22 protein-coding genes and 1 tRNA gene are annotated in these 22,829 nt (G+C 43.4%); 9 read left to right on the plus strand and 14 right to left on the minus strand.

Annotation, left to right across the window (positions count from 1 at the left end):
• Nucleotides 1-6: 6 nt before the first annotated feature.
• Nucleotides 7-1,476 (minus strand): hypothetical protein, encoded by a 1,470-nt coding sequence (locus KYK27_RS09695; RefSeq protein WP_199109820.1) that lies wholly within the window; start codon nt 1,474-1,476, stop codon nt 7-9.
• Nucleotides 1,477-1,485: 9 nt separating this feature from the next.
• Complete coding sequence (locus tag KYK27_RS09700; protein WP_199109821.1) at nt 1,486-2,958, minus strand: hypothetical protein; 1,473 nt, start codon at nt 2,956-2,958, stop codon at nt 1,486-1,488.
• Between the two features lie 323 nt (nt 2,959-3,281).
• Here KYK27_RS09700 and KYK27_RS09705 point away from each other — a divergent pair, with 323 nt between their 5' ends.
• The 5 genes from KYK27_RS09705 (at nt 3,282) to KYK27_RS09725 (ending at nt 7,892) form a co-directional block, all read left to right on the plus strand.
• Complete coding sequence (locus tag KYK27_RS09705; RefSeq protein WP_199109822.1) at nt 3,282-3,458, plus strand: hypothetical protein; 177 nt, start codon at nt 3,282-3,284, stop codon at nt 3,456-3,458.
• Between the two features lie 222 nt (nt 3,459-3,680).
• A complete protein-coding gene (locus KYK27_RS09710) occupies nt 3,681-5,231 on the plus strand; it encodes an ABC transporter substrate-binding protein (RefSeq protein WP_246594260.1) in 1,551 nt (516 codons plus the stop codon).
• Between the two features lie 11 nt (nt 5,232-5,242).
• Complete coding sequence (locus tag KYK27_RS09715; protein WP_199109824.1) at nt 5,243-6,337, plus strand: ABC transporter permease; 1,095 nt, start codon at nt 5,243-5,245, stop codon at nt 6,335-6,337.
• A gap of 8 nt (nt 6,338-6,345) precedes the next feature.
• A complete protein-coding gene (locus KYK27_RS09720) occupies nt 6,346-7,404 on the plus strand; it encodes an ABC transporter permease (RefSeq protein WP_199109825.1) in 1,059 nt (352 codons plus the stop codon).
• Nucleotides 7,405-7,643: 239 nt separating this feature from the next.
• Entirely contained in the window at nt 7,644-7,892 is a 249-nt protein-coding gene (locus tag KYK27_RS09725; RefSeq protein ID WP_199109826.1) for a hypothetical protein, read from the plus strand.
• Between the two features lie 123 nt (nt 7,893-8,015).
• Here KYK27_RS09725 and KYK27_RS09730 read toward each other — a convergent pair whose 3' ends face one another.
• The 11 genes from KYK27_RS09730 to KYK27_RS09780 form a co-directional block, all read right to left on the minus strand.
• A complete protein-coding gene (locus KYK27_RS09730) occupies nt 8,016-8,447 on the minus strand; it encodes a hypothetical protein (protein ID WP_199109827.1) in 432 nt (143 codons plus the stop codon).
• A gap of 187 nt (nt 8,448-8,634) precedes the next feature.
• Nucleotides 8,635-8,722 (minus strand) — tRNA-Ser (locus KYK27_RS09735).
• Nucleotides 8,723-8,790: 68 nt separating this feature from the next.
• Nucleotides 8,791-9,858: an asparaginase gene (locus tag KYK27_RS09740; RefSeq protein WP_199109828.1), complete on the minus strand. Its 1,068-nt coding sequence runs from the start codon at nt 9,856-9,858 to the stop codon at nt 8,791-8,793.
• Between the two features lie 3 nt (nt 9,859-9,861).
• Nucleotides 9,862-10,629: a TatD family hydrolase gene (locus tag KYK27_RS09745; RefSeq protein WP_199109829.1), complete on the minus strand. Its 768-nt coding sequence runs from the start codon at nt 10,627-10,629 to the stop codon at nt 9,862-9,864.
• 220 nt (nt 10,630-10,849) lie between these two features.
• Complete coding sequence (locus tag KYK27_RS09750; RefSeq protein WP_199109830.1) at nt 10,850-11,941, minus strand: glycosyltransferase; 1,092 nt, start codon at nt 11,939-11,941, stop codon at nt 10,850-10,852.
• Entirely contained in the window at nt 11,938-12,546 is a 609-nt protein-coding gene (locus KYK27_RS09755) for a polysaccharide deacetylase family protein (RefSeq protein ID WP_199109831.1), read from the minus strand. Before KYK27_RS09755 ends, KYK27_RS09750 begins: the two co-directional genes overlap by 4 nt.
• A 132-nt stretch (nt 12,547-12,678) precedes the next feature.
• Nucleotides 12,679-13,902 carry a PP2C family protein-serine/threonine phosphatase gene (locus KYK27_RS09760; RefSeq protein WP_199109832.1) on the minus strand — a complete coding sequence of 408 codons (1,224 nt, stop codon included), beginning with the start codon at nt 13,900-13,902 and terminating at the stop codon, nt 12,679-12,681.
• Nucleotides 13,895-15,073, minus strand: coding sequence for an ABC transporter permease (locus KYK27_RS09765; RefSeq protein WP_199109833.1), 1,179 nt, complete (start codon nt 15,071-15,073; stop codon nt 13,895-13,897). The genes KYK27_RS09760 and KYK27_RS09765 overlap by 8 nt, the downstream gene beginning before the upstream one ends.
• Nucleotides 15,074-15,331 (minus strand): hypothetical protein, encoded by a 258-nt coding sequence (locus tag KYK27_RS09770; protein ID WP_199109834.1) that lies wholly within the window; start codon nt 15,329-15,331, stop codon nt 15,074-15,076.
• Nucleotides 15,328-16,473 (minus strand): glycosyltransferase family 2 protein, encoded by a 1,146-nt coding sequence (locus KYK27_RS09775; protein ID WP_199109835.1) that lies wholly within the window; start codon nt 16,471-16,473, stop codon nt 15,328-15,330. Before KYK27_RS09775 ends, KYK27_RS09770 begins: the two co-directional genes overlap by 4 nt.
• Nucleotides 16,470-17,459 (minus strand): lysylphosphatidylglycerol synthase domain-containing protein, encoded by a 990-nt coding sequence (locus tag KYK27_RS09780; RefSeq protein ID WP_199109836.1) that lies wholly within the window; start codon nt 17,457-17,459, stop codon nt 16,470-16,472. The genes KYK27_RS09775 and KYK27_RS09780 overlap by 4 nt, the downstream gene beginning before the upstream one ends.
• A 25-nt stretch (nt 17,460-17,484) precedes the next feature.
• Here KYK27_RS09780 and ruvC point away from each other — a divergent pair, with 25 nt between their 5' ends.
• From ruvC to KYK27_RS09800, 4 genes are all read left to right on the plus strand, one after another.
• Nucleotides 17,485-18,057, plus strand: coding sequence for a crossover junction endodeoxyribonuclease RuvC (gene ruvC, locus KYK27_RS09785; protein ID WP_162346037.1), 573 nt, complete (start codon nt 17,485-17,487; stop codon nt 18,055-18,057).
• A gap of 1,252 nt (nt 18,058-19,309) precedes the next feature.
• Nucleotides 19,310-20,125, plus strand: a complete 816-nt coding sequence (locus KYK27_RS09790; protein WP_199109837.1) for an MlaE family ABC transporter permease — start codon at nt 19,310-19,312, stop codon at nt 20,123-20,125.
• A gap of 12 nt (nt 20,126-20,137) precedes the next feature.
• Entirely contained in the window at nt 20,138-20,911 is a 774-nt protein-coding gene (locus KYK27_RS09795; RefSeq protein WP_199109838.1) for an ABC transporter ATP-binding protein, read from the plus strand.
• A complete protein-coding gene (locus KYK27_RS09800) occupies nt 20,911-21,924 on the plus strand; it encodes an MlaD family protein (RefSeq protein ID WP_199109839.1) in 1,014 nt (337 codons plus the stop codon). The genes KYK27_RS09795 and KYK27_RS09800 overlap by 1 nt, the downstream gene beginning before the upstream one ends.
• A 244-nt stretch (nt 21,925-22,168) precedes the next feature.
• Here KYK27_RS09800 and KYK27_RS09805 read toward each other — a convergent pair whose 3' ends face one another.
• Nucleotides 22,169-22,330: a hypothetical protein gene (locus KYK27_RS09805; RefSeq protein WP_199109840.1), complete on the minus strand. Its 162-nt coding sequence runs from the start codon at nt 22,328-22,330 to the stop codon at nt 22,169-22,171.
• Nucleotides 22,331-22,829: the final 499 nt, after the last annotated feature.

Here is a 22,829-nt window from a genome sequence, read left to right on the forward strand (position 1 = left end):
AAATAGCTATTTGGGCATTGCCTCCAAAATTAATTCCCAAAGGTGTTCATAGGGAATGATCTCTACTTCGGCATAAGCGTCGCCTGCAAAAGGTGTCTGCTCTAATTTCTGGAAAAGATAGCGGCTTTTACGTCTGCAGGTTTTCGCGTTGCTGTATTCGTGCCCGGCTATTAAAAGAAGCTTTAGGAACAAACGGGTACGGGGATCAGAGGCGGCATCAAAATGTTTGGCAACATATTTTCGTAAACGCTCCACATTGCGGGCTATTAGTTCTTCGTCCAGGCTTTTAAGCACCTGTATAAACTCCAGGATAAGATACCACACATTATAGCCGTTTTTATCCTGGGTTATTGCTAAGGGTTTATAGGTTAGTATAAATCCTAAATCCTTTTCTGTTAATAAAATATAAAATTGATAATAAAGGTACCAACGATCCTGAGCAACAATAGGGTTGGATTTCAACTTACTGTTAGACAGTACTTCAACTAGTATTTCTTTCGCCTTTGTATAGTTACGGGAATGAGTTGCCAACATGAAATAATTTTCCATGTGCGCAAACCAGTTGATACTGGTTGAGTCGAGTTCCTTTTTAAGTTGTTCAGCTACTACAAAACCTTCTGTAAATTGCTTATTTTTAAGATATGCATAGGTTAGTCCAAATTGATTTCTCTGATAGAAAAAATATAAGGCACTTATCTTACCATTATAAAAGAGTTGCGCAGAATCATTTAAGTGTTTTATGTGCTCTTCAACACTACCAAATGCCTCTAGCGCTGCTGATTTACCAACATAATAATAGCTATATATAGGAGAGGAATTTGTGTGCTTCCATAAAGAAAATAACTTATTAACTCCTTCAATTATGAATTCAGCATGATCAATTCTGTTCTTTACACCAACCCTGATTTCTACCATTATTTTAAGGTATAAATCTCTTGCTTCCTCCTCAACCGCATTTAACTGACGATACTTTTGTATTTCGTCTGATAATTCATAAAATCTTTTCCTATCAAAATTTCTAAAGCTAGCATTTAAACGAAGTATCTCGAGCGCTCTCACTATATGGCTAGATAACTCTGCTGTTTTAGCGATCTTAAGTGCTTGAACAGCTAACTTTTCTCTTAACTGAATGAATTCATGGTTATCTAAGATCAGTGCCTCATTAAGCAACGCATTACATTTAATCTCTTCAACAAGTGATTTTGAATATGTAATTGTCGATTCAATATCCAGGAAATTTAACTGGTTATACAGCTTTCGCTTAACCCTGGATTTAAGCATCCTGAAGGCACTATTCCTATTGCTATCCCCATAAAGCTGCTGTATTATTTCATCTTCAGATAGATTGGCCTGATCTTTTATGAGTAAATACACTTTTGTTTCCAGGTTCGTAGTGTCGGCTAAGTTGAGTAATGCCGCGCCTGAACCCTTCCCTTGCTCTTCCAGTAGTTTAACAAGCTGCTTGAGTTCCTCCATATCATTAAATTATGCTGACATTTCATCCAGTATCAATTCCCATAAATGCTCATAAGGAACAATCTCAATTTCTGCGTAGGCATCGCCTGGAGTTGGAGTTTCAATAAGCTTCTGATAGTGTTTTGCACCTTTTAACCGACAAGCTGTTACATCATAATCTTCTGTAACTATTAGCATCAAAAGCTTTAAAAACAATTTGCTCCTAAGACTGAAGGAGTCTTTCAAATGTGTAAGTATATACTTCTTTAAGCTTTCAATTCTATAGAGCAATCCCTCAGTATCCCCCTTTTTAAGAAAATACAAAAACTGTAGTATTAGGATTGCTACGTTAAAACCTTGTTTATCCTTACTATACTCCGTGATGGATGTTATAAACTTATGATAATTAAACGATTCTAATATGGGGTAAGACGGTTCTATAAAATAAAGATATGCTGTATACAGTTGCCACCTCTCTTTGGCGTCTTTTGTAATGATACTAAAACTGGCATTTGTGCGTACCCGATGCAATAAAACGGAAGCTAACTCATACTTTTTTGCATGAACTGCAAGCAGAAAATAATTCTCCATGTAAGCAAACCAGTTCTTTGTATTGGTATCAAATAAGCTGTAGAAATCATTCGCGTATCTTAGTCCATTTGTATATTCTTTCGTTCGCAGGTGAGCATAAATAAGCATGTAAGCATTTAGATTAATCTCAAAACGCTGTGCATTTATCTGCTTGTTTTTAACAAGCATTTCAGCTTCTTCAGTTATTCTTATTATTTCATTAAAGTCACCAATAAGTTCATAAAATAGCATTGATGTTCTATAGAAATAGTAAAAACAGTTGAAAGTTTTCGTTTCATCCCAAATGGTTCTGAGTCTTATAATAAGAACCGGAAGCTCCTCTAAATATGCCTTTCTGATTTTTACTGTACTTTTTAAGTGTACCATAGATTGTTGAAACAGGGAAACCGCCTCTTTCTCTAATGCTACAATCTTTGAATATTGGAGGAATTCTTCTCGGCAATTTTTAAATGATTTTAATCCACCCTGATTCGTCAGACATGCTAATTCAATTTCTACTGCCGCTAGAATCATTTCATTCAATTCATATTCCTGAGCAATAGATTTGACTTTTTTACATAACCCAAAAGCAATACTAAATTCTGTTTGCTTTAGCATTAACTTTGCTAATAGCAGCAATCTTTCGCCTTCAATTTCTCTACGCAAAGGCAACTTCTCAGAAGTAATATCTACCGTTATAAGTGTGTTATATAGTTTTTTCTTTACCCTATGTTTGAGCATCTTATAACGAACATCACTTTGATCAGAACCATAAAGCTTGGATGCCGCTTCCATATCAGACCTGAACGTTCCCAGACGAATTCCATCAACAAATACAGTTTCTAAACTTTTATTTTTACGTAAATGATTGTTTTGTACATTTCGTGTCGAAATGGCCTGAAGTACATTTAGTAACTGCTCTATTTCTTGCATATTGAGCAAAATTTCATTATTAATAATTTAATATTCCATAGTGACTAATTAGGAATAGAGCCACCTAAACACTAATTTGTTTATATTATAATCATTTAATATAAACTTTTTTAAAGCTTTAATTTGAACTATAAGTTACTTTATTTCACTTTACTAAAAAGCCACCTTTAAAACCAGGCCAATTTAGGCATTAATTTACGACAATATATATATTATACAGGAATTATATAAATATATAATAGTTACTTTCTGTGAAAAATATTCCTTTCTGTTTCGTTATTTAAAACAAATATTTGTCTCAGAAAACTTAAAAGACCGAAATCATGATAGAAATTCTTGTAGCAATAATCTTACAGGTAACGACCATCTTAAATGGTGGTAATTCAGAAAAACTGACCACTGAGCAGAAAGCTGCCATTGAGCAAAAGGCTAACCAAGAGAAAATCAATTCAGAGCAAAATTCTACTGCTGAAGGTGGTCAGGGTGGTTGGGCAGGTTAAGCAATGATATTTTCCTTATCTTGCTCTGAAATCTTTTAGCCAAAGGACTTTTGCCAGATGAGGAAATTATACCCGTTACTTTTTTGCCTATTATTCTCTCTTTCTTTTTGCTCACAACCTCAGCGACAGCCAGAGGAGGTAAGGATCCGGTTAGCATCTGAACCGCACACGCTTAGCCCTGTTAACTATAGCGACTCGGAGGGTTTGCAGGTTATTAATCTTTTGTTTCAGAGCCTGTTAGGAGTTGACTTGGAAGATGACCAACTGAAGCCCGTTTTGGTTAAGGCCCGGCCTCTTATTGAGCAAAAAGATTCTGTAACGCTGATTACCTACGAGCTTAGAGACGAGGCCAGCTGGTCGGACGGGTCTCCTGTAACATCAGATGACATTGCCTTTACCTTAAAGGTTTTAAAAGCACCGTTAGTACAAAATGAACAAGTAAAAACGCAGGTCGCCTTTATCCGTGACCTGGTTCAGGACAAAGAAAATAACAGGAAATTTACCTTCGTCTGCGATAGCTTCACCCCAGAAATGGAATTGTTATCCGGAGACTTTTTTATAATTCCGGCTTATTTATTTGACCCTGAAAATCTATTAAAGAATATACCTGTAGCCGCATTTACAGACAGCCTTTCCAAGCTTGAAAACCATACTAAAATCAAGGCTTTTGCGGCTCAATTTAATACACCTGCCTACAACAACAATGGTAAAATATTGCAAGGTAGCGCAGGATATACACTAGAGGAATGGGTGCCGGGGCAGTACATAAAGCTCCGGCAAAAAGAGGATTGGTGGGGTAAGAACACAAATGCTACTAACCTGACAGCCAACCCCGAACACATCACGCTTCATATCATACCTGATAACACTACTGCCCTGCTTGCACTTAAAAACCGACAGCTGGATGTGCTGAAAGATATCCCTGCCCATGAGTTTGATCAGCTTAAGCAAAACAAGGATTTTCAGGAAGACTTTGATCTCTTCACACCTGATTCTTATAAATCTGTATATGCTGGTATAAACAGCCGATTACCTAAATTCGCTGATAAGCAAACCCGCCAGGCCATCGCCTACTTACTTGATATTACAAACTATATAAAGGTAACACAGCAACAATACGCTATTCCCACAGCAGGCATAATCCCTCCAAAGCTTACAGAGTTCTACAATTCTGATTTAAAGCCCTATACGTTTAATCCGGCAAAGGCAAAGCAATTATTACTTGCTGCTGGCTGGCAAGAGCGCAACACAGGCTGGTTTAAAAACATAAATGGCAAAGAGCAACAACTAACTATAGTTGTAACCTATAAAGCAGGCAATAATATAGTCGAATCCACGGCGCTTATTTTTCAGCAAAGTGCGGCAGAACTGCACATACCCGTACAAATAGAAGCGCAGGAAGGAAACCTGTTCACGCAAAACTCCAGAGAACATAAATTCGAGCTGTTCTTCCGTCCACTGAGCGGCAACCCGTTTGCCTTTAACTTTGAGCCGATATTGCATACTTCGCATGCTGCTAAAGGCGGAACCAACTATACTGGCTTCGGAAACGCTGAAACAGATGCGCTGCTACAAACTATAAACAAAGCCACTGACGCAAAACAGAAAGCTACTCACCTGAAGCAATTACAGAAACTGATGCTGGAAGAGGCTACGTTCATAGTGCTGTACTATACAAAAGAGCGATTGGCTATACACAAACGTTTCCAGAACACGAAAGTATCGGGCTTATCGCCAAACTATGATGTAAGTGCATTTCTGATTAAAAAATAGTAGCTGCCTTTATGCTACGCCACTTATTCCACCGTTTGCTCTATGCCATCCCAGTTTTATGGGTAATGGTTTCTGTCATTTTTTTGCTGAGCAGAATATTGCCCGGTACTTTTGGAGAGCAGTTGTTTGCAGATGAGGCAGGATTTTACAGCAAAGGATCACAGCAACAGAAGACTATTGCCTACGAGCAGCTCCTACAACGTACCAACCAGCAATTACCCCTCTTTTATGTAGGTTTCGCATCTATAAAAGCAGCAGAGGCTCACACAGGCTATAGTTACCTACTGCCCGATCTTAACTGGAATGGCACCGGCAACCAGTATCACCTCTGGGCATCAGAAGTCTTAACCGGCAGCCTGGGACAGTCTTTTGCCAGCACAAGGCCTGTAACAGAAGTAATTACGGAAGCCGCAGGCAATACTATTTTGATCCTACTTTTTAGCATGTTTATAACTATAGCCCTGGCTTTAGTTGCAGGTATAACGATGGTGCTTTGGCAGGGTTCCAAATGGCCCCAGCTACTACTTACATTCCTTATTGTGCTGGATAGTTTACCGCTGTTTGTACTGAGCCTGCTGCTGTTGCTACTGCTGGCCAGCCCCGATGCCCTACAGCTTTTCCCGGTGTTCGGACTTGGCTATAGTTCCGTTGCAAACCAGAGCAGCATAACATCACTATTAAACCAGCTTCCTTACCTGGCCTTGCCCATTCTCTGCATGGTGTTGGCCAACCTACCATATCTTACTAACCAATTCTATAGTTCGCTGTCTGGTACCATGCAGGCTGATTATATTAAAACTGCCCGCGCAAAGGGCCTTCGCTCTTATAAAGTAGTTACTCGCCACGCCCTGCGGAATGCGCTTTTACCGGTTATTACCATCTTATCAGATATGTTGCCCGCCCTTGTGGCAGGCACAGGTATTATAGAAATCATTTTTGCGATTCCCGGTATCGGTCGCCTGCTGGTAAACAGTGTTCTTGCCCGGGACTTTCCTGTTATTGTTGGCATAGTAGTCGTAATTGCGGTCTTTAAAATGATTTCTCATGCCCTGGCGGATGTTTTATATACACTGGCAGACCCAAGAATAAGAAACTCAGCTAAATGAGGACGTTGATGTTAGATATAGCCGAGCTCTGGAGAAGAAGGTGGAGTTTTAAAATAGCACTGCTCTATTTGCTTGCACTTTTGATCCTGGTACTTGTGCTGCCTTTTCTGCCCCTCCTCTATACTCCAAACCAACTGGATCTGGAGAATGTATTTCTAAAACCTTTTGAAAGCAGTACACACGTATTTGGTACAGACCAGTTGGGGAGAGATGTACTGGTAAATACCTTACATGGTGCTCGGAATGGCTTACTGATAGCGCTGCCTGTTATGCTTATTTCTTCGTTTATAGGCACCACTATAGGGGCACTGGCAGGCTATTTTGGAAACAACAAAATAAACTCACGACGTGGGAGTTTGCTTATAGTTGTATGCTGCGTTTTACTGCTGTTATACTACGTCCTGCACGTACCCTTGCAAGTGGTAACCTATGATCTATCCGAAACTATAGTTTACATTTCCTTTATAGTGGGGACCAGCATCTGTTTATTTTTGTGGTATGCTATCCGGCCATTATTAAACAGGCTTTCCTCTCTCAGGGCGAAGGCGAAAATCCCCTTTGATAGCATTACACTACGCAGTATAGAGTTACTTACCAGTTTACCAAAATTGCTTATCCTGATAAGTGTTTCTGCTTTTGCACCGCCATCAGTCATGTTACTTTCGGTCGTTCTGATCTGCACTTACTGGACCGGAACCGCGCGCCTCTCCCGCGCTGAAATGCTCCGGATAAAACAACTACCTTACATGGAGGCGGCTTTAAGTACCGGCATGTCGCATAAACGCATCATTTTTAAAGAAGCTATCCCAAACCTGATCAGCCCGGTGGTGGTAGCGTTTATTTTTGGTGTAGGGGGACTTCTGGCTATTGAATCGACACTTTCATTTCTGGGAATCGGGCTTCCGGCAACATTCCCCAGCTGGGGGCGCACTATTGCCGGTATCCGCTCAAACCTTTCTGCCTGGTGGCTGGTAGCTTTTCCGGGAGGATTTCTGGCACTTACAGTACTTGCTTTGCAAATATGCAGCTATCATTTAGTGCGTATAACACAGGAAAGAGGAAGATAATAAATGTTACTTTTGACCCTATTTTACCCATAACTCAACCTATAGGCACATCTGTTATTCTCCTGATCAGGCACTAACCTGTTCAGCCCTAGTCTTAATCTGCTATAAGAGAGAACAAACAGCTACTCATCATGCAAAGCCTTATTGATATTACACAAGTTAACTTGAGGCAGTAGCTTTCCTGTTACACAGCATAGCTATTCGCTAATATTGTAACAAGAAACTAAAGCATACGCTGCATGAACCCAACTTATAGCATCCTGACAGACTCTGATTGCTTAAGCCAGCCAGTTTTATCTGCTTCTATTAACCTTACACTACACCAGGACGACCTGATGGAATTTGCAACTATAGATGGTGGTGTAGTAGATTATTATGCCTGCGAGGAGGCCGTAAATACAGGAGCTGGTATTTTTATTGGTGGGTATTTTGTAGGTGTTACAGACTATTCACAGTGCTACCCTCAGCAAACCTTTTTGCGTAAGTAGAGCAAAGTATTTACCTGCAAATTTTACTTTTAAGATCTTATCAAAGATATAAAAATAGTTGTTGGTTGTTTGTGTTAACAATTAGCCCTGTGGTAGCCGCTGCAGGGCTTTTGTTTTGGATATTTACGAACTATAGATCCAGTCCAGGGCAGTTTCACGATCTGTAAAGGATTGCATGCTGCACCCGAAAACAGATTCGCATTTAACTTTACTCAGTAAACTGTCAATAACGGCTTGTGTAAAAACATCGGGCTCTGTAATTCGGGCAAACTTTATAACAGAAGATGTAGTAAGCGGCAACAGGAAATTGTTTCGTATTACCTTCTGCCCTTCGTTACCTAATAAACTGAATTTGCGGGTATCTGCGAGGAGGTATAAGGGTTGTTTATCTTCTATAACTTCCAGCAAATAAGAAAGCTGAGGCTGCAGCTCATTCAAAGAAACCTGATCGTTTAGCGTAACTTCAACTAAACTGAGAGGCTCGCTGTAACGTATAGTAAACCCTGACTGATCGGTTGTGATTGTTTCGGAAATAGAGGCGTGCTGTAAAACCATAAAACACTAATACGCAACAGTTACAACAAATACTTGTACTATAACATTATAATATATTCATACGTAAAGTATTTCCTCAATTTTTAAATATTTTACGTTGCTATCAATCATCAAGCTAAACTATAGTTTGCCATAATTAAAAAACAGAAGGCCCGCTTATATTCGTAAGCGGGCCTTCTTCATTCAGCAGAGAGCAAGGGATTCGAACCCTTGATACCCTTGTGGGGTATACACACTTTCCAGGCGTGCTCCTTCGACCACTCGGACAGCTCTCTAATTGCGTGCAAAGATACACTTTAAATTTTTATAGTTGCAAACTATAGTTCCCTTATCCCGGGCCTGTTTACAGACTTATTTCACCACGCAGGTTATCAGAGAGCAATCTTATAGTTTCTTCTTTAGATAAGTTCAGGCCAAGCACAAACATCAGTTTGGTTACGGCTGCTTCAGTGGTTATATCTGCTCCGCCAATTACGCCCATGTTCAGCAGGTACTTACTGGTTTCGTAGCGGCCCTGGTCCACGCGGCCTTCATCACACTGGCTTACATTCAGTATATACACGCCCCGCTCTATCGCTTCCTTTAACAGGTTCAGGAACCAGGCAGAGGTTGGCGCATTACCGGAACCAAAGGTTTCCATTACAACCCCGCGTACACCTGGCGCCTGCAGTATACTGCGTACCACTGCTTCCGTTATGCCCGGAAACAGCTTCAGTATAACTACATTCTCTTCTAACTGATGATGCACTTTAAGAGGCTGCAACGGGCAGGGCTGTATGTTTTCGTCATAAAAATCAATGTCGATGCCGGCTTCTGCCAGGGGCGGATAGTTCTCAGATTTAAAGGCATCGAAATGGCTGCTTTCTACTTTTTTGGCCCGGTTACCGCGCAACAGCAGGTTATGGAAAAAGATACTCACTTCGGGCACCCGACATTTTACGTGCGCTTTTGTACCTGCAATCTGTAAGGCTGTAATTAAGTTCTCACGGGCATCAGTTCGTATCAAACCAATTGGCACCTGTGCTCCTGTAAAGATCACTGGCTTCTGCAGGTTCTCCAGTAAGTAACTCAGCGCCGAAGCACTATAGGCCATCGTATCGGTGCCATGCAGCACCACAAAACCATCGTAGTCGTTATAGTTCTCTTCTATCAGCTTGGCCAGCATCAGCCAGTCATTTATAGTTATGTTCGACGAATCGATAACCGGCTCAATGCTGATAACTGTAAGCAGGTAATTGAATTGCTTTAGCTCCGGCACTTTATCCGGTATCTGTGAAAAGTTGAACGGCACCAGATGCTGCGCTTCTTCATCGAATACCATCCCAACAGTGCCGCCGGTATAAATAATAAGGATAGATGCTTCCGGATCGTCTGGGGCTGCCGTGTCGATGTGTACTTTTACCGTTTGCATAAACTATAGTTTGAACAGGTTCAGGGCGTTTTGGGTAGTTATAGTTGCTACTTCTTCTTCCGGTTTTTGCATGAGCTCTGCAACACGTTTGAGTACCAGCGGAATGTAGGCAGGCTCGTTGCGTTTGCCACGGTGCGGCACAGGCGCCAGGTAAGGACAATCGGTTTCCAAGACAAGATCTTCCAGCGCTACATGCGGTAAAACTTTATCCAGTCCGCCATTTTTAAAAGTAGCTACACCGCCAATTCCCATCAAAAAGTTAAGTTCTTTAACCTTAGCCGCCTGCTCCGGGGTACCCGAAAAGCAATGGAAAATTCCACGCAAGGTTCCGTCTTGGGCAGCGGCTACCAGTTCGTAGGTTTCATCAAACGAATCGCGGGTATGCAGTACTATAGGTAGTTTATGTCTTTTAGCCAGCTCCAACTGTACTTTCAGGGCTTCCTGCTGCTGTTGCAGAAAGGTCTTGTCCCAGTACAGATCAATGCCGCACTCCCCTACCGCTGCAAATGCTCGCTTGTTCAGCCATTCTTCCACCAGGTATAGTTCGCGCTCAAAATCCTTTTTTACATAGGTGGGGTGCAGGCCCATCATCGGGATGCATTGCCCCGGAAAAGAAGCTTCAGTTTCCAGCATCGCATCGATAGAAGTATGGTCGATGTTGGGCATGTAGATCTTCTCTACTCCTGCTTCCCTGGCTTTTGCCACCGCTGCTGCCTGGTCTTCCTTAAATTCTTCGGAGTAAATATGTGCGTGCGAATCAACTAATTTCATTCTCAACTATAAATTATCATCAACTATAAGCCGATGGGTATTACAAATTAAAGCTGCAAGTTAAGTTTAATTGCTGATTGTTATTTGCTGATTGTTGAATGGTTAGTAGTTGAATTTTCTGAATCAGGATTGTTAGGATTAATAGATTGACAGGATTCTTGTTGAGTCACTCACGAACTCTTTAACTCACTAACTCTCCAACTTTCTAACTTCCAAACTCTTAGTACTTTCTCCCTTTCCAGACTGTCTTTACTGGCATAAAAAAGTAAATAATAAGCATTACAGATGAGACCACCAGGTAAAGTTCGAAAAGCACATAATAAAGCCACGGCACGGCTAGGTTCAGACGGCGCAGGCAGATATGCAGAAAAATGCTTTGCAAGAATAGCTTGAGAAAAAAAATACTCCCCATTACCCCTACCGAGGTATAAGCAAAGAACGGAATGAGCACCGGGTAATACGCTGCGTGCAGTATAAAAATGACAGCCATGTAAAGCGGCAAATGCATGGAGCCACTCATCCAGCGTTTGCGTTGGTTTATGTACTGTACAAAGTTGGCTGCCGGCAACGACAAGGCCAGTACATCCCGACTATAGATATTTCTAAAATCCCAGCCTTTGCGCAGTATTTCGTTAAAGATGGCAATGTCTTCCGTTATCGAAAACTTGATCCCTTCAAATCCGCCTACACTTTCGTATGCCTCGCGTCTCAGCAACATATTATTACCCATCGTAGTAACAGGCAACCCTTTATCTGACACTACCTGCACCAATCCAAGCGCATAAAGCCAGTCCAAGGCCTGCATTTTATGAAAGAAATGGTTGCCAGTTATAGTTGTGATACCCGTCACTACACCTACTTTTTCCGTCAACGCTGAAAGCATTTTCTGCACCCAGTTCGCCGGCACAGCAATATCGGCATCGGTATAAAAATAGTAATCAGTAGTAGCGTGATGCGCCAGCTGTGCCAGCACGTTTGCTTTACCACGGGCGTTGCCAATATTCTCCGTGATCGTAATACATTTATAGTTGGGCTTGTCCTTGATGTAGTCTTCAACTATAGCAAGCGTGTTGTCTGTTGAGGCATCGTTTCCGATCAAAACTTCTATTTTCTCTTTCGGATAAGTGAGGGCTTCAATTGCGGAAAGGCAGCGGATTATGGTGTGTTCTTCGTTGCGGGCAGCAATCAGGATACTGATGCGGGGTTGGTGTGTAAGTTTTAAACTATAGCGCTTTCGGTTAAAAACTAGCAGGTACAACAGCACCAGGAAAATGGAAAAGTAAACTATAAAATAGATTACTGAAATGGTCATAACAGTTCGAAAGTATACCCCTGATGTGTGAAATGCTCCAGAAACCGGGGTAAGGCATACCGCATGTTTCGTTCCGCTTTCAGGCTATCGTGGAAAACGATGATACTGCCGCTTTGGGTTTTGGCTATACTTTGTTTCAGGCATTCTTCCGGTGAAAGGGTGGCATCGTAATCATTGGTCAGCACATCCCACATAATCAACTCATAGGTTGGCCGTAAGGCGGTTGCCTGTTTCGTAGTTATTCTGCCATAAGGCGGCCGGAACAGTGGTTTATTTTCTGTAGTAGGCGAAACTATAGTAGCTAAGATATCCTGGCATTGCTGCACGTTCTGCAGGTACTCATCAAAAGAAGTTTGCCAGCCTTTTAAGTGGTTATAAGTATGGTTGGCAAGTTTGTGGCCGGATGCCAGTACTTGTTGCGCAATGTCAGAATGCTTTTCCAGGTTATCGCCCACACAAAAGAAAGTTGCCCTGGCGTTATAGTTGGCTAATTGCTCCAGCACAAAAGGCGTTACTTCCGGAATTGGTCCATCGTCAAACGTTAAAAACAGCTTTTTGCCCGCCACCCCCCGATGCCAGGTATAACCAGGCAAAAGCTTTTTCATAAGATAGGGCGTTTTGAAAAGGCGGAGCAAAGCCAAATTGTTGGATTGTTAAACTGCTTAATTGTTGAATCTGCTAAAGTAGCTCTTGATGACCACAAAACAATTTAACCATGCAGCCATTTAACCATTATCTTATTTAAACCTGCACGAAAGTAGCGTAATATCGTCGTTCAGGGTGGCGTCTTCGTTGTACAGGTTTATTTCGCGGAGCAGTTGCAGGTGTAGCATTTTGGAGCTCAGGAAACGGTGCGACTGCAGGAAGTTTATAGTTCGTTCGATACCAAATTCGGAGTCATCCTCATCAAAAACTTCTGTCAATCCATCGGTATAGCAAAGGAGCGTCGAGTTTTCCGGTACATCAATGCTCGTTACCGACATAAATGGTAGCACATCAAATGCACCCAGCATGGTACAGCCTTCGTTCAGGAGCTGGTGTGTGTTGTTCTCAAACAAAAGTATTGGCGAATTATGGCCGGCATTTACATAACAAAGCTCACGGGTTTTACGGTTATAAAGGCCCATAAACGAAGTGATGAACTTCTCAGCGATTGCATTTCTATAGATCAGGTTATTTAGCTCGGAAACTACAGTGTTCAGGTCAGATGTCTGGCGGAGTATAGTTCGCAAACCAGCCTGGAAATTGGACATCAGCAAAGAAGCCGGAACACCCTTACCGGATACGTCGGCTATGCAGAACAGGAACCGGTCCTGGTCAATCTCAATGTAGTCGTAATAGTCACCCCCAATAGACGAGTGCGGAATGTAGCTGGCATGAATAACCACATCCTTATCGTTTGGAAGGGCTTTCGGGAAGAGCATAGCCTGCACTTCACGGGCAATTTCTATCTCTCTTCTTATAGACTCCTGGGCAAGTCGCTGGCGGGCCATTTTGTGGTTCTCGATAGCAACCAGCATAATATTACTTACCGTCTGCACAAAGTTCAGGGCTTCTACATTGGTATAAAAAGGCTGCATTTTACCGATCATCACAAAAGCCAGTACTTTGCCATTATGCAGAACCGGAATCACGATCTCAAAGGCGCGCCACTTTTTATCTACCTGTAACTTAGAGGTATAGGTGATTTCTTTCAGCGATGTGATGGCTTCCGGAAGGTCCTGCTTTTTAAAATCCTGCTGCGTACCGAAATCGGCTTTACATTCCCACTGCTCGTCGTGCACATATAACACCAGCCTGCTGATCTGTAACTGAGCCAGCAGCGTAAAACGGTAAATCTTATACAAGGCAGCCTCGGGCAGGTTCTCATTAATAGCCTGCGTAATTTCGAGCAATGCCGAAAGTTCCAGTTTTTTCAGGTTCAGTTCCTGCAATATATTTGGTGTGCTACTCTCAGCCATTTGTCAACGGTATCTTTGGATCATATGCATCGCGGAGGCCATTGCCCAACAGGTTAAATGCCAACACCAGCACGCTAATGCATAAACTTGGTAATAGTACTAAATACAACCCAGCCTTCGCCCCTATCAGCTGAAAGCCTTCATTCACCATCATGCCCCAGCTTGGTGCGGGAGGCTGCACGCCAAGGCCCAAAAAACTAAGGCCCGCCTCAATAAGTATCGCCGACGCAAAGTTGGCAGTGGCAATAACGATTAAGGGTCCCATCATGTTCGGGAGCAAATGTCTTAAAATAATAACTCTCTCCGGAACCCCCAGAACCTGAGCAGCTTCAATGTAGGTCTTTTCTTTTAACCCGAGAATCTGACCACGTACTACACGTGCAACTTCGACCCACATAGTTAAACCAACCGCTACAAAAGCTACCCAAACTCCTTTGCTGTCCAGCGCGAGGCTTATGGCAATCACCAGCATAATACTCGGCACCGACCATACCACCGTCATCAGGAACGTCATGAGTTTATCAACCCCTCCACCAAAATAACCGCCAGCCGCTCCAACCGCAATACCTACTACTAACGATATCAGAACGGCTACAAACCCGATACCCAGCGAAATGCGCGTACCCAGAATTAAACGGCTCAGCACATCGCGCCCGGCTTTATCAGTACCCAGCCAGAATGTTTTGTTCCGGATATGTTCGTTCTGTATTGATTGCTGTAACTCCGAAACCGAACTATTGTTTTCAGAATCTCCTACTATTTCTTTCAGAGCGAACGTGCGTGGCTGATCGGCCATAGCATTATTGCTGCGTAGCGGCTGCACCTGCAGGCTGTCGCCTTTAAAACTATAGCTTTCGATGGGAATTTCGCTGTAATCTTCCGGTGCCCCGAAAAGCATAAATGCTAGCGGGTTAACATCTTCGGCAGGATTTACTTTTGTGATCCGTAGCACCTGTGTAGAGAAACCTGGATTCTTTTTCTGGATCTGTACCAGGCCGTTGTTGGCATTGGGCGTGCTGTCGGGCATAATGGCATAACCCAGGATGGCTACAACTATGGCCAGCAAAATAATGCCCAACCCAACCATGGCAGGTTTGTTCTGCAACAGGCGCTGCCTGATATAATAGGAAGGCGGCCGGTTAGCAGCTTTTTCTTTTTGTAGTACAGCCATTTAAATTGAGTTATGCACTACCAGGCCAGCCTTTGTAGCCAAGAAAAAGTAATCCTGGCAATGCTTACCAAACGTGTCAGGATCATAGGCATGTTCCGTATCCTGATCGGGGTACATAATACGGATATAGCCTTTGCCGAGCAGTGACTGCAGCCCTTCGCAAAGCTCGTCATCCGAAAGCGAAAGCGTGCTGCGCAGGTCCGGGTAGGAGGCTACAAAGTAAAGTTCGTCAAGTATATCGAATTCGTTTTCTGTCATCGGTTCTGTATTGTTCTTCCTTTCCAGCGGTAGCGCCCGGTTAAGCCTAAAATTGCCGTTACCAGCACATAAGGGATGTACACCAGTTGCAGCGGAAACATGTACCAAATGTATTGTTTCCGGCCTAAAAACCTCAGTATACGAGATAAAAATAAGAAATCTGCAGCGAACTTGACAACTAAACCGGTAATAAATACTGATACAGGAAAAATTCCGACGATCGCCATTAATAATGCCACAAAAAGTACCAGATTAACTATAAAAACGATGAGCGCAAGAAGCTTTACATCCGCATCCTGGTACGCCCGCCACTTACTTGCCCACCTGATGCGCTGGCTCAGAAAACTGTCTATAGTTTTACGTGCCTCCGTGTAAACGATGGCACCTTTATGTTTCAGGAAAAAAGCTTTGCCGGGGTATTTATGGCTGATCTTGTGGAGTAGAAATTCATCATCGCCGCTGGCTATAGTTTCATTACCTTCAAAGCCGTTCACTTCTTCGAAAACCTGTTTGGTATAGGCCAGGTTAGCGCCATTGCACATATTTGGTTTCCCCAAGCCAATGGAGGCTCCGCCAATTCCAATCAAACTTGCGAATTCCACCAGCTGCATGCGCTCCAGTAAACTTTGGGTATTCTGAAAGCTGACGGGCCCGCTGATAAATTTAGGTTGGTAGGTTTGATAACTGTAACTATAAAGCTGAAGCCATTCCGGCTGAACGCGGCAATCGCCATCGGTAAACACCAGCAACTCCCCTTCTGCTAGCTCTATTCCTGTTTTAATCGCAGCCTTTTTACCACTATAGTTAACATAAGTATTCAACTCAATAATTTTTATCTGTAGAGCCGATGCCCGAGCGTATTGCTCAACTATAGTTTTGGTTTCGTCTTCGGAATGATCATCTATAACTATAATCTCAAAAAGCGCTTTTGGATATTGCTGTTTTTCCAGATCCTGAAGTAGGTTTAGAATATTTGCTGCCTCGTTACGGACCGGAATAATAATAGAGAGCTTTATAGTTGGAGTCCAGCCTATAGGTATAGTTGGCTCCGAAATTTTTGCCCAGGCTGCCCACCTGCGAATGATAGCCCAACTATAGCTTGCCAATGAAACTATAAGCAGCAAAGTGACAGCCCAGGTCATGCCGCTACTCCTTTCCTGAAAAAGCGCAGCCGCAACACAAAGTACAACCCCACCACACTTGGCACCGCAATATTCAGCAGCCACAAACTCAGGCTCGCACTCAGTACCTGCAGCCGGTCCTGGCCCAGGAGGCCAAACAGGTACATAGCCGAAAGCTCCCGTGCCCCCAGGTCAGAAAGTAAACTAACCGACGGAACTATAGATTTGATAAAGAATGTACCGGCAACGCCACACACATATTGTAATGCACTCAGCTTTACATCATACAGGATCAGGAGCAATATAAACTGCAGCAGAAACACGGCATAGCGGCAAAGAGAAAGTATAAGCAGCCTGGAGACTTCAGCAGAACTATAACGCGCCATGATGGACACGTAGCTTACAAATTTTCGTATTGGTTTGATAGCCGAAACAACTGCTACCATGGCCTGCGCATTATACAAAAGCAACAGCGAAGCAGCAGAAACGGCTACCAGCAAAAAGATCAGACTTAAGGACACTCCCGGATAATCTGCCCAGAAGAAAGAAACTATAAAGTAAAATAACCCCACTGACCCAACTATAACCGTTGCCACCAGCTGGCAAAACCGTCCGATAAAAATGGCTCCTATAGCTTCCAGGCGCTGTTTACTTTTCAGTTCTAGCACACGACCGGCATAATCTCCCAGTCGGTTTGGGGTGATAAAGCCCAGGGTTAACCCAACCATTACAGCCCGGTAGGCACGCCAGTAAGAGATAGGCTCCAGTTTCTGGCCAAGCAATTGCCACTTCCGGGCTTCGAAGCCCCAGTTTAAAGGAATAAGCAACACGGTAACTATAAAAAGCCAGTTGTATGGGCTTGCTACAGCATTCTGTAAAATATTTCGCCAGCTTAAAAAGGTATCAGGTGCGGTAAATATGGTACTGTACAGCAGATAGAGCGTAACGATGACCACCAGCAGTTTTGTGGCGAGTAAAAGGAACCTTCTGTTTGAGGCAATGTTCAAGATATTGTCTTATTTTTGCAGACTTATGGTTTACTCTTCTGCCCTTCCGCCTAACAAACTTATTCTCGGCATCGACCCCGGCACCCAGGTTATGGGCTACGGCCTGATTGAAGTTACAGGTTCTAAAGTAAAGGTAGTGCAGTATGGCGTTATTCACCTCAAAAGTTACAGCAACCACGCCATCAAGTTAAAGAAAATTTTCGACCGCATGATACAGCTCATCGACGAATACCTCCCCGACGAGCTGGCCATCGAGTCTCCTTTCTTTGGTGTAAACGTGCAGAGTATGCTGAAACTAGGTCGTGCCCAGGGCGTTGCTATCGCCGCTGCCCTCTCCCGCGATATTCCCTATGTAGAGTACGCCCCTAAAAAAGTAAAGCAATCGGTTACCGGAAATGGTAACGCCTCTAAAGAGCAGGTTGCCAGCATGCTGGTCCAGATCCTCAAAATTCAGCCGGACCCGAAGATGTTCGATGCTACGGATGCTTTGTCAGTAGCGCTGTGCCATCATTACCAGAAGGGGAATAATGCCAAATCAGGCGCTAAATCTTGGAAAGGGTTTTTAACGGATAACCCGGACAGGGTTGCTTCGAAGTAAATTCGTTTTCAAACTTCAGATTAGTAGTAAGTTCATGTTTCACTAGCAGCGTGCGCATTTCTTGCTAGTGTCTGTGCTATAGTTCTATTGTTCCTCTTTTGTCTTTTCGAACGAAGTGAGAAATCTATCTCAGCTTATATTTGGCTACTCTTCTATTCGAACCAAGCCTTTTCTTTTATAGCCTTCTTTCAATCCTGGGAGCTTTACTTGCCTTTCGTTTCAATCCAGCTTTGGTGCCCTCACGGCCGGGAGGCCCCGTCTTCGGGCATCGCGCGGTGTACATTTCTTTTGTTCGTACCTCACAATGCCCTACAGGCACCAGAAATCTACAAGGCGCTCAACCCAAAGACTGGAATCAGTTCGATAGCTATAGTATGTCTATAGTATGAACCTGCTCGCTTCGAGCTTTATCGTGGTGATAGTTTCGAAGGGACAGGTAAACCTGCCCTGTTCGTGGTGTATAACTAATGTAGTTCTAGATTTCTCCTTCGTCGAAATGACAGATTGTAACAGGAGTAGCAAAAAGTCCCCCTTTGAAGGGGGCAGGAGGATGAAAAACGGGAACGATGAAACAATAGTTTAGGAATTAGTAAGGACAGCAACTGTCCCTCTAAGGGGACTATAGGGGTGTAAAACAGAAACTATAGAACTATAATTTAAGCTATAGTAATAGCATAAATTCCCCTCTCGGGAGGGGCAGGGGTGGGTAAAACAGAAGCTAAGAAATAATAGCCTAAACTATCGCAAAGGTCTTATCTCCCTTCTACCAGGATCCTTTCAGGATGACAGGTGGAGAAGTAGCTATTAAAGCTCCCCGCCTTAGACTACCGAGAAGCGATTTCGAAGGTAGAGAGCGTAGCTCTGAGGGGCAGGGGTGGTTGGACCACTGAACCTATAGAACATCAACCTAAACAATTGCAACAGCAGAAACTCCATTCTCAAAAACTATAGCAGTTAACTTCCGCCTAAAAAGCTTAGTACCACAAATCCTAAAACTCTGCCCAATAAACATCGAACCTGGCAAAACAAACGTTACATAAGTCCTGTTGTATCGCACCAACTATAAACTTTACTTTATCCGAAATATACTATATAAACTGCGTTACGTTAGGCATACAAATGCATTTGAATTACATTTGCGTTTTAAAACCCTGAATCTCGGGCGGCCCGTAAGATGAGTTATTAATCTAATAGCCCCTGATTCACATTTTTAAATAAAACTCTAGCAAAAATCGGCACCACAAAACAGCCAATGGATTATAGTAACAGAGATAAAACTAAAACACGCCGCCGCAAATACTTTATTACCAAAAGGCTGGATCGCCTGTTTCTGGAACTCTACCAGATCTATGCTTTCGTTTCCCGGTTTTTCCGCGAAGTCTTTTTTCCGCCTTACGAGGGCAGAGAAATCATAAAGCAGTGTTATGAGGTTGGTGTCAAGTCACTTCCGCTCATCACCATTACCGCTTTTATTATTGGTATCGTTTTTACTAACCAATCGCGCCCTTCCCTTTCGGAGTTTGGAGCAACCTCCTGGTTGCCGGCACTTATTTCGGTGGCTATAGTTCGCGCTATGGGTCCATTGGTAACTGCTATTATTGCCTCTGGTAAAGTAGGCTCAAGTATAGGGGCAGAACTTGGCTCTATGCGTGTAACAGAGCAGATAGATGCCATGGAGGTTTCGGCCACAAACCCATACAAGTTCCTGGTCGTAAGCCGTGTACTGGCAACTACATTAATGATTCCGGCCCTTACCATGTATACAACTTTTGTTGCATTGCTGGGCGGTTATGTAAACGTACATCAGAATGAGCTTACAACGCTCACCACTTTCTTTACGCAGGTTTTCGACGCTATTACGTTCCTGGATATTATTGCTTCTTCAGTAAAGTCTGTGCTGTTTGGTTTTACCATTGGTATGGTGGGTTGCTATAAAGGCTACCACTCTTCTAAGGGTACAGAGGGTGTTGGTAAAGCGGCCAATTCATCGGTGGTTACGGCTATGTTCCTTATTTTTATTGAAGAGCTGCTAACCATGCAGATTATCAATGCAATTCGTGTAATGTAACCGCCTGAGCTGATGAAAAAACCTAGTTCTAAGATAGATTTCACTCAGAAAGTGATCACCATTCAGGGCCTTACAAAAGCCTTTGATGAGTACGAAGTGCTGAAAGGCGTGGATCTTGATCTTTATAAAGGGGAGAACCTGGTGGTGCTGGGCCGTTCCGGTACCGGTAAGTCCGTTCTGATCAAGATAATTTCCGGTTTATTGCGCCAGGATGGTGGTTATGCAAATGTGCTGGGCCAGGAAGTAGATAAACTCACGCCGAAACAACTGGATGAGCTGCGTTTGAAGATTGGCTTCTCGTTTCAGAATAGTGCCCTTTACGACAGCATGACAGTAAAGGAAAACCTGGAATTCCCGCTCATACGGCACTCAAAAGACATGACTGCCCGCGACCGGTCACGTATTATTGATGTTGTGCTGGAAGCAGTTGGGCTGGCACAAACTATAAACCAGATGCCTTCGGAACTATCGGGTGGGCAGCGCAAGCGTATAGGCATTGCCCGTACATTAATTCTGAGACCAGAAATTATGCTCTATGATGAGCCAACGGCAGGTCTGGACCCGATCACAAGCCAGGACATTAATAACCTGATTAACGAAGTACAACGACGCTTTAACACGTCATCCATTATAATTACCCACGACCTTACCTGTGCAAAAGCCGTTGGCAACCGCATAGTAATGCTGCTTGACGGCCAGTTTCAGCGCCAAGGCAGTTTTGAGGAAGTGTTTGATACAGAAGATGAACGCGTAAAAGCTTTTTATAACTACAACTTTACTGAATAATGAATACGGCAGATAATAAACGCGCTATTATAGTTGGCATTTTTGTGCTCTTTGCCCTGCTTATACTAATAGTAGGTATTTTTACACTGGGCGGCCAACAGAAACGCTTTATTTCCACTATAACGGTAAAAGCTGTTTTTGATGATGTAGCCGGCCTGAAGCAGGGTAACAATGTCTGGTTCTCAGGTGTAAAGATCGGTACCATCAAATCCATCAAATTGTATGGTGATTCGCAGGTGGAGGTAATCATGAATATTGAGGAAAGTACCCAGCAGTTTATTCGTAAAGATGCTGTTGCCCGTATCAGCTCCGAAAGTTTTATCGGTAACAAAAATATCATCATCGAAAGCGGCAGTCCGCAGTCGCCGCCTGTTGAGGATGGCGACAGACTTGCAGCCGTAAACCCACTGAACACCGATGACCTGATGGAAACGTTGCAGCAAAATAACAAGAACCTGGTAGCTATTACCGGAGACTTTAAACAGCTGTCGTCTAAACTGGTGAATGGAGAAGGTACTGTAGGTGCAATGCTTACCGATACGGCTATGGCTGACAATTTCAAGGCGATGGTAGCGAACCTGCAACGCGTTTCGCAGAACACCATGCGCGCCTCTAACGACCTTAGCCGTTTCACTTCTCAGCTAAACACGCCGGGTAGCCTTGCCAGCGAGCTGCTAACTGATACGACTGTGTATAATCAGATTCAGGCGTCGATGGCTCAATTAAAGCAGGCTACTACATCGGCAGCCACGCTTACTCAAAACTTGCAGCAGGCAAGCACTAACCTGAACGACAAAAACAACGCTATGGGCGTATTGCTGACCGATAAAGAATTTGCCCGTAACCTGCAGAACACCATGCAAAACCTGGAAACCAGCACTCAGAAGTTTGACAAGAACATGGAGGCGCTGCAAAGCAATTTCCTGTTACGCGGGTTCTTTAAAAAGCAGGCGAAGGAAGAGGAAAAGCAGAAATCGCTACAACCAGCCCAGCCGGATACTACTAAACTATAAGTATAGCTACTAGTAAAAAAGCGGAGTAAGTATATGCTTACTCCGCTTTTTTGTTTTCTATTGTCATCTAACCCGGATTAGAGGGACTAAGACCTAGCAGCGTGCGCAGCTCCTGCTAGCGTCTGGGCTATAGTTCTTATTTTGTCATTTCGAACGCAGAGAGAAATCTATCTCAGCTTATAGTTGATATTACTACTATTCGAACCAAGCCTTTTCTTTCAAACTTCTTTCCATCCTGAGAGCTCTACTTGCCTACAGTTCTATAGTTGGCTTTGGTGCCCTCACGGCCGGGAGGCCCCGTCTTCGGGCATCGCGCTGCTTTCGCTTCCTTGGCTCGTGCCTCGCCATGCCTGGCGGCACCGGAACCTCTCGAGGCGCTCAACCCAAAGACTGAAAAGTTTCTCATAGCTACTAGTAATTGTAGTTTGAACCGGTAAGCTCCGAGATTGATCGGGATTATAGTTTCGAAGGGACAGGTGAACCTGTCCTTTACGCCGTATGAAAATATAGAACTATAGTTTAGAAATTGGCAATGGCAGCAATTGTCCCCTTGAGGGGACTACAGGGGTGTTAATCAGCAACTATAGAACTATAACCCTAACTATAGCAATAGCGGAGAATTCCCCTCTCGGGAGGGGCAGGGGTGGGTTAAAACGCTAACTATAAACCTACACTTTCAACTATAGCAATGACTGTGAAAAGCTCCCCGCCTTAGACAAGGAGGGGATAAAGGGGTGGTTGGAGCACGCTAACTATAAAACTTAACCTCCAACTATACCAATAACCTCAATCCTGAAAATCCTATGATCCTGCAAATCCTGATTCAGACAAAATCTGTCCCTACCGGGCCAGTTGAGTCAAGAGATTCAACACCATCCTAAGCCACGAGCGAGGGTGCTCGCGCC

It is taken from the genome of Pontibacter populi (genome assembly GCF_019336435.1).
In the GTDB taxonomy this organism is placed as follows: Bacteria; Bacteroidota; Bacteroidia; order Cytophagales; family Hymenobacteraceae; genus Pontibacter; species Pontibacter humidus.

What these genes read in the sequence shown, in the direction of transcription:
- KYK27_RS09805 (WP_199109840.1), bottom strand. Translation starts at nt 22,330, where the DNA reads ATGAGAAACTTTTCAGTCTTTGGGTTGAGCGCCTCGAGAGGTTCCGGT.
- KYK27_RS09715 (WP_199109824.1), top strand. Translation starts at nt 5,243, where the DNA reads ATGCTACGCCACTTATTCCACCGTTTGCTCTATGCCATCCCAGTTTTA.
- KYK27_RS09790 (WP_199109837.1), top strand. Translation starts at nt 19,310, where the DNA reads ATGGATTATAGTAACAGAGATAAAACTAAAACACGCCGCCGCAAATAC.
- KYK27_RS09765 (WP_199109833.1), bottom strand. Translation starts at nt 15,073, where the DNA reads ATGGCTGTACTACAAAAAGAAAAAGCTGCTAACCGGCCGCCTTCCTAT.
- KYK27_RS09700 (WP_199109821.1), bottom strand. Translation starts at nt 2,958, where the DNA reads ATGCAAGAAATAGAGCAGTTACTAAATGTACTTCAGGCCATTTCGACA.
- KYK27_RS09725 (WP_199109826.1), top strand. Translation starts at nt 7,644, where the DNA reads ATGAACCCAACTTATAGCATCCTGACAGACTCTGATTGCTTAAGCCAG.
- KYK27_RS09745 (WP_199109829.1), bottom strand. Translation starts at nt 10,629, where the DNA reads ATGAAATTAGTTGATTCGCACGCACATATTTACTCCGAAGAATTTAAG.
- KYK27_RS09720 (WP_199109825.1), top strand. Translation starts at nt 6,346, where the DNA reads ATGTTAGATATAGCCGAGCTCTGGAGAAGAAGGTGGAGTTTTAAAATA.
- KYK27_RS09760 (WP_199109832.1), bottom strand. Translation starts at nt 13,902, where the DNA reads ATGGCTGAGAGTAGCACACCAAATATATTGCAGGAACTGAACCTGAAA.
- KYK27_RS09730 (WP_199109827.1), bottom strand. Translation starts at nt 8,447, where the DNA reads ATGGTTTTACAGCACGCCTCTATTTCCGAAACAATCACAACCGATCAG.
- ruvC (WP_162346037.1), top strand. Translation starts at nt 17,485, where the DNA reads ATGGTTTACTCTTCTGCCCTTCCGCCTAACAAACTTATTCTCGGCATC.
- KYK27_RS09705 (WP_199109822.1), top strand. Translation starts at nt 3,282, where the DNA reads ATGATAGAAATTCTTGTAGCAATAATCTTACAGGTAACGACCATCTTA.
- KYK27_RS09775 (WP_199109835.1), bottom strand. Translation starts at nt 16,473, where the DNA reads ATGACCTGGGCTGTCACTTTGCTGCTTATAGTTTCATTGGCAAGCTAT.
- KYK27_RS09800 (WP_199109839.1), top strand. Translation starts at nt 20,911, where the DNA reads ATGAATACGGCAGATAATAAACGCGCTATTATAGTTGGCATTTTTGTG.
- KYK27_RS09695 (WP_199109820.1), bottom strand. Translation starts at nt 1,476, where the DNA reads ATGGAGGAACTCAAGCAGCTTGTTAAACTACTGGAAGAGCAAGGGAAG.
- KYK27_RS09750 (WP_199109830.1), bottom strand. Translation starts at nt 11,941, where the DNA reads ATGACCATTTCAGTAATCTATTTTATAGTTTACTTTTCCATTTTCCTG.
- KYK27_RS09795 (WP_199109838.1), top strand. Translation starts at nt 20,138, where the DNA reads ATGAAAAAACCTAGTTCTAAGATAGATTTCACTCAGAAAGTGATCACC.
- KYK27_RS09740 (WP_199109828.1), bottom strand. Translation starts at nt 9,858, where the DNA reads ATGCAAACGGTAAAAGTACACATCGACACGGCAGCCCCAGACGATCCG.
- KYK27_RS09755 (WP_199109831.1), bottom strand. Translation starts at nt 12,546, where the DNA reads ATGAAAAAGCTTTTGCCTGGTTATACCTGGCATCGGGGGGTGGCGGGC.
- KYK27_RS09770 (WP_199109834.1), bottom strand. Translation starts at nt 15,331, where the DNA reads ATGACAGAAAACGAATTCGATATACTTGACGAACTTTACTTTGTAGCC.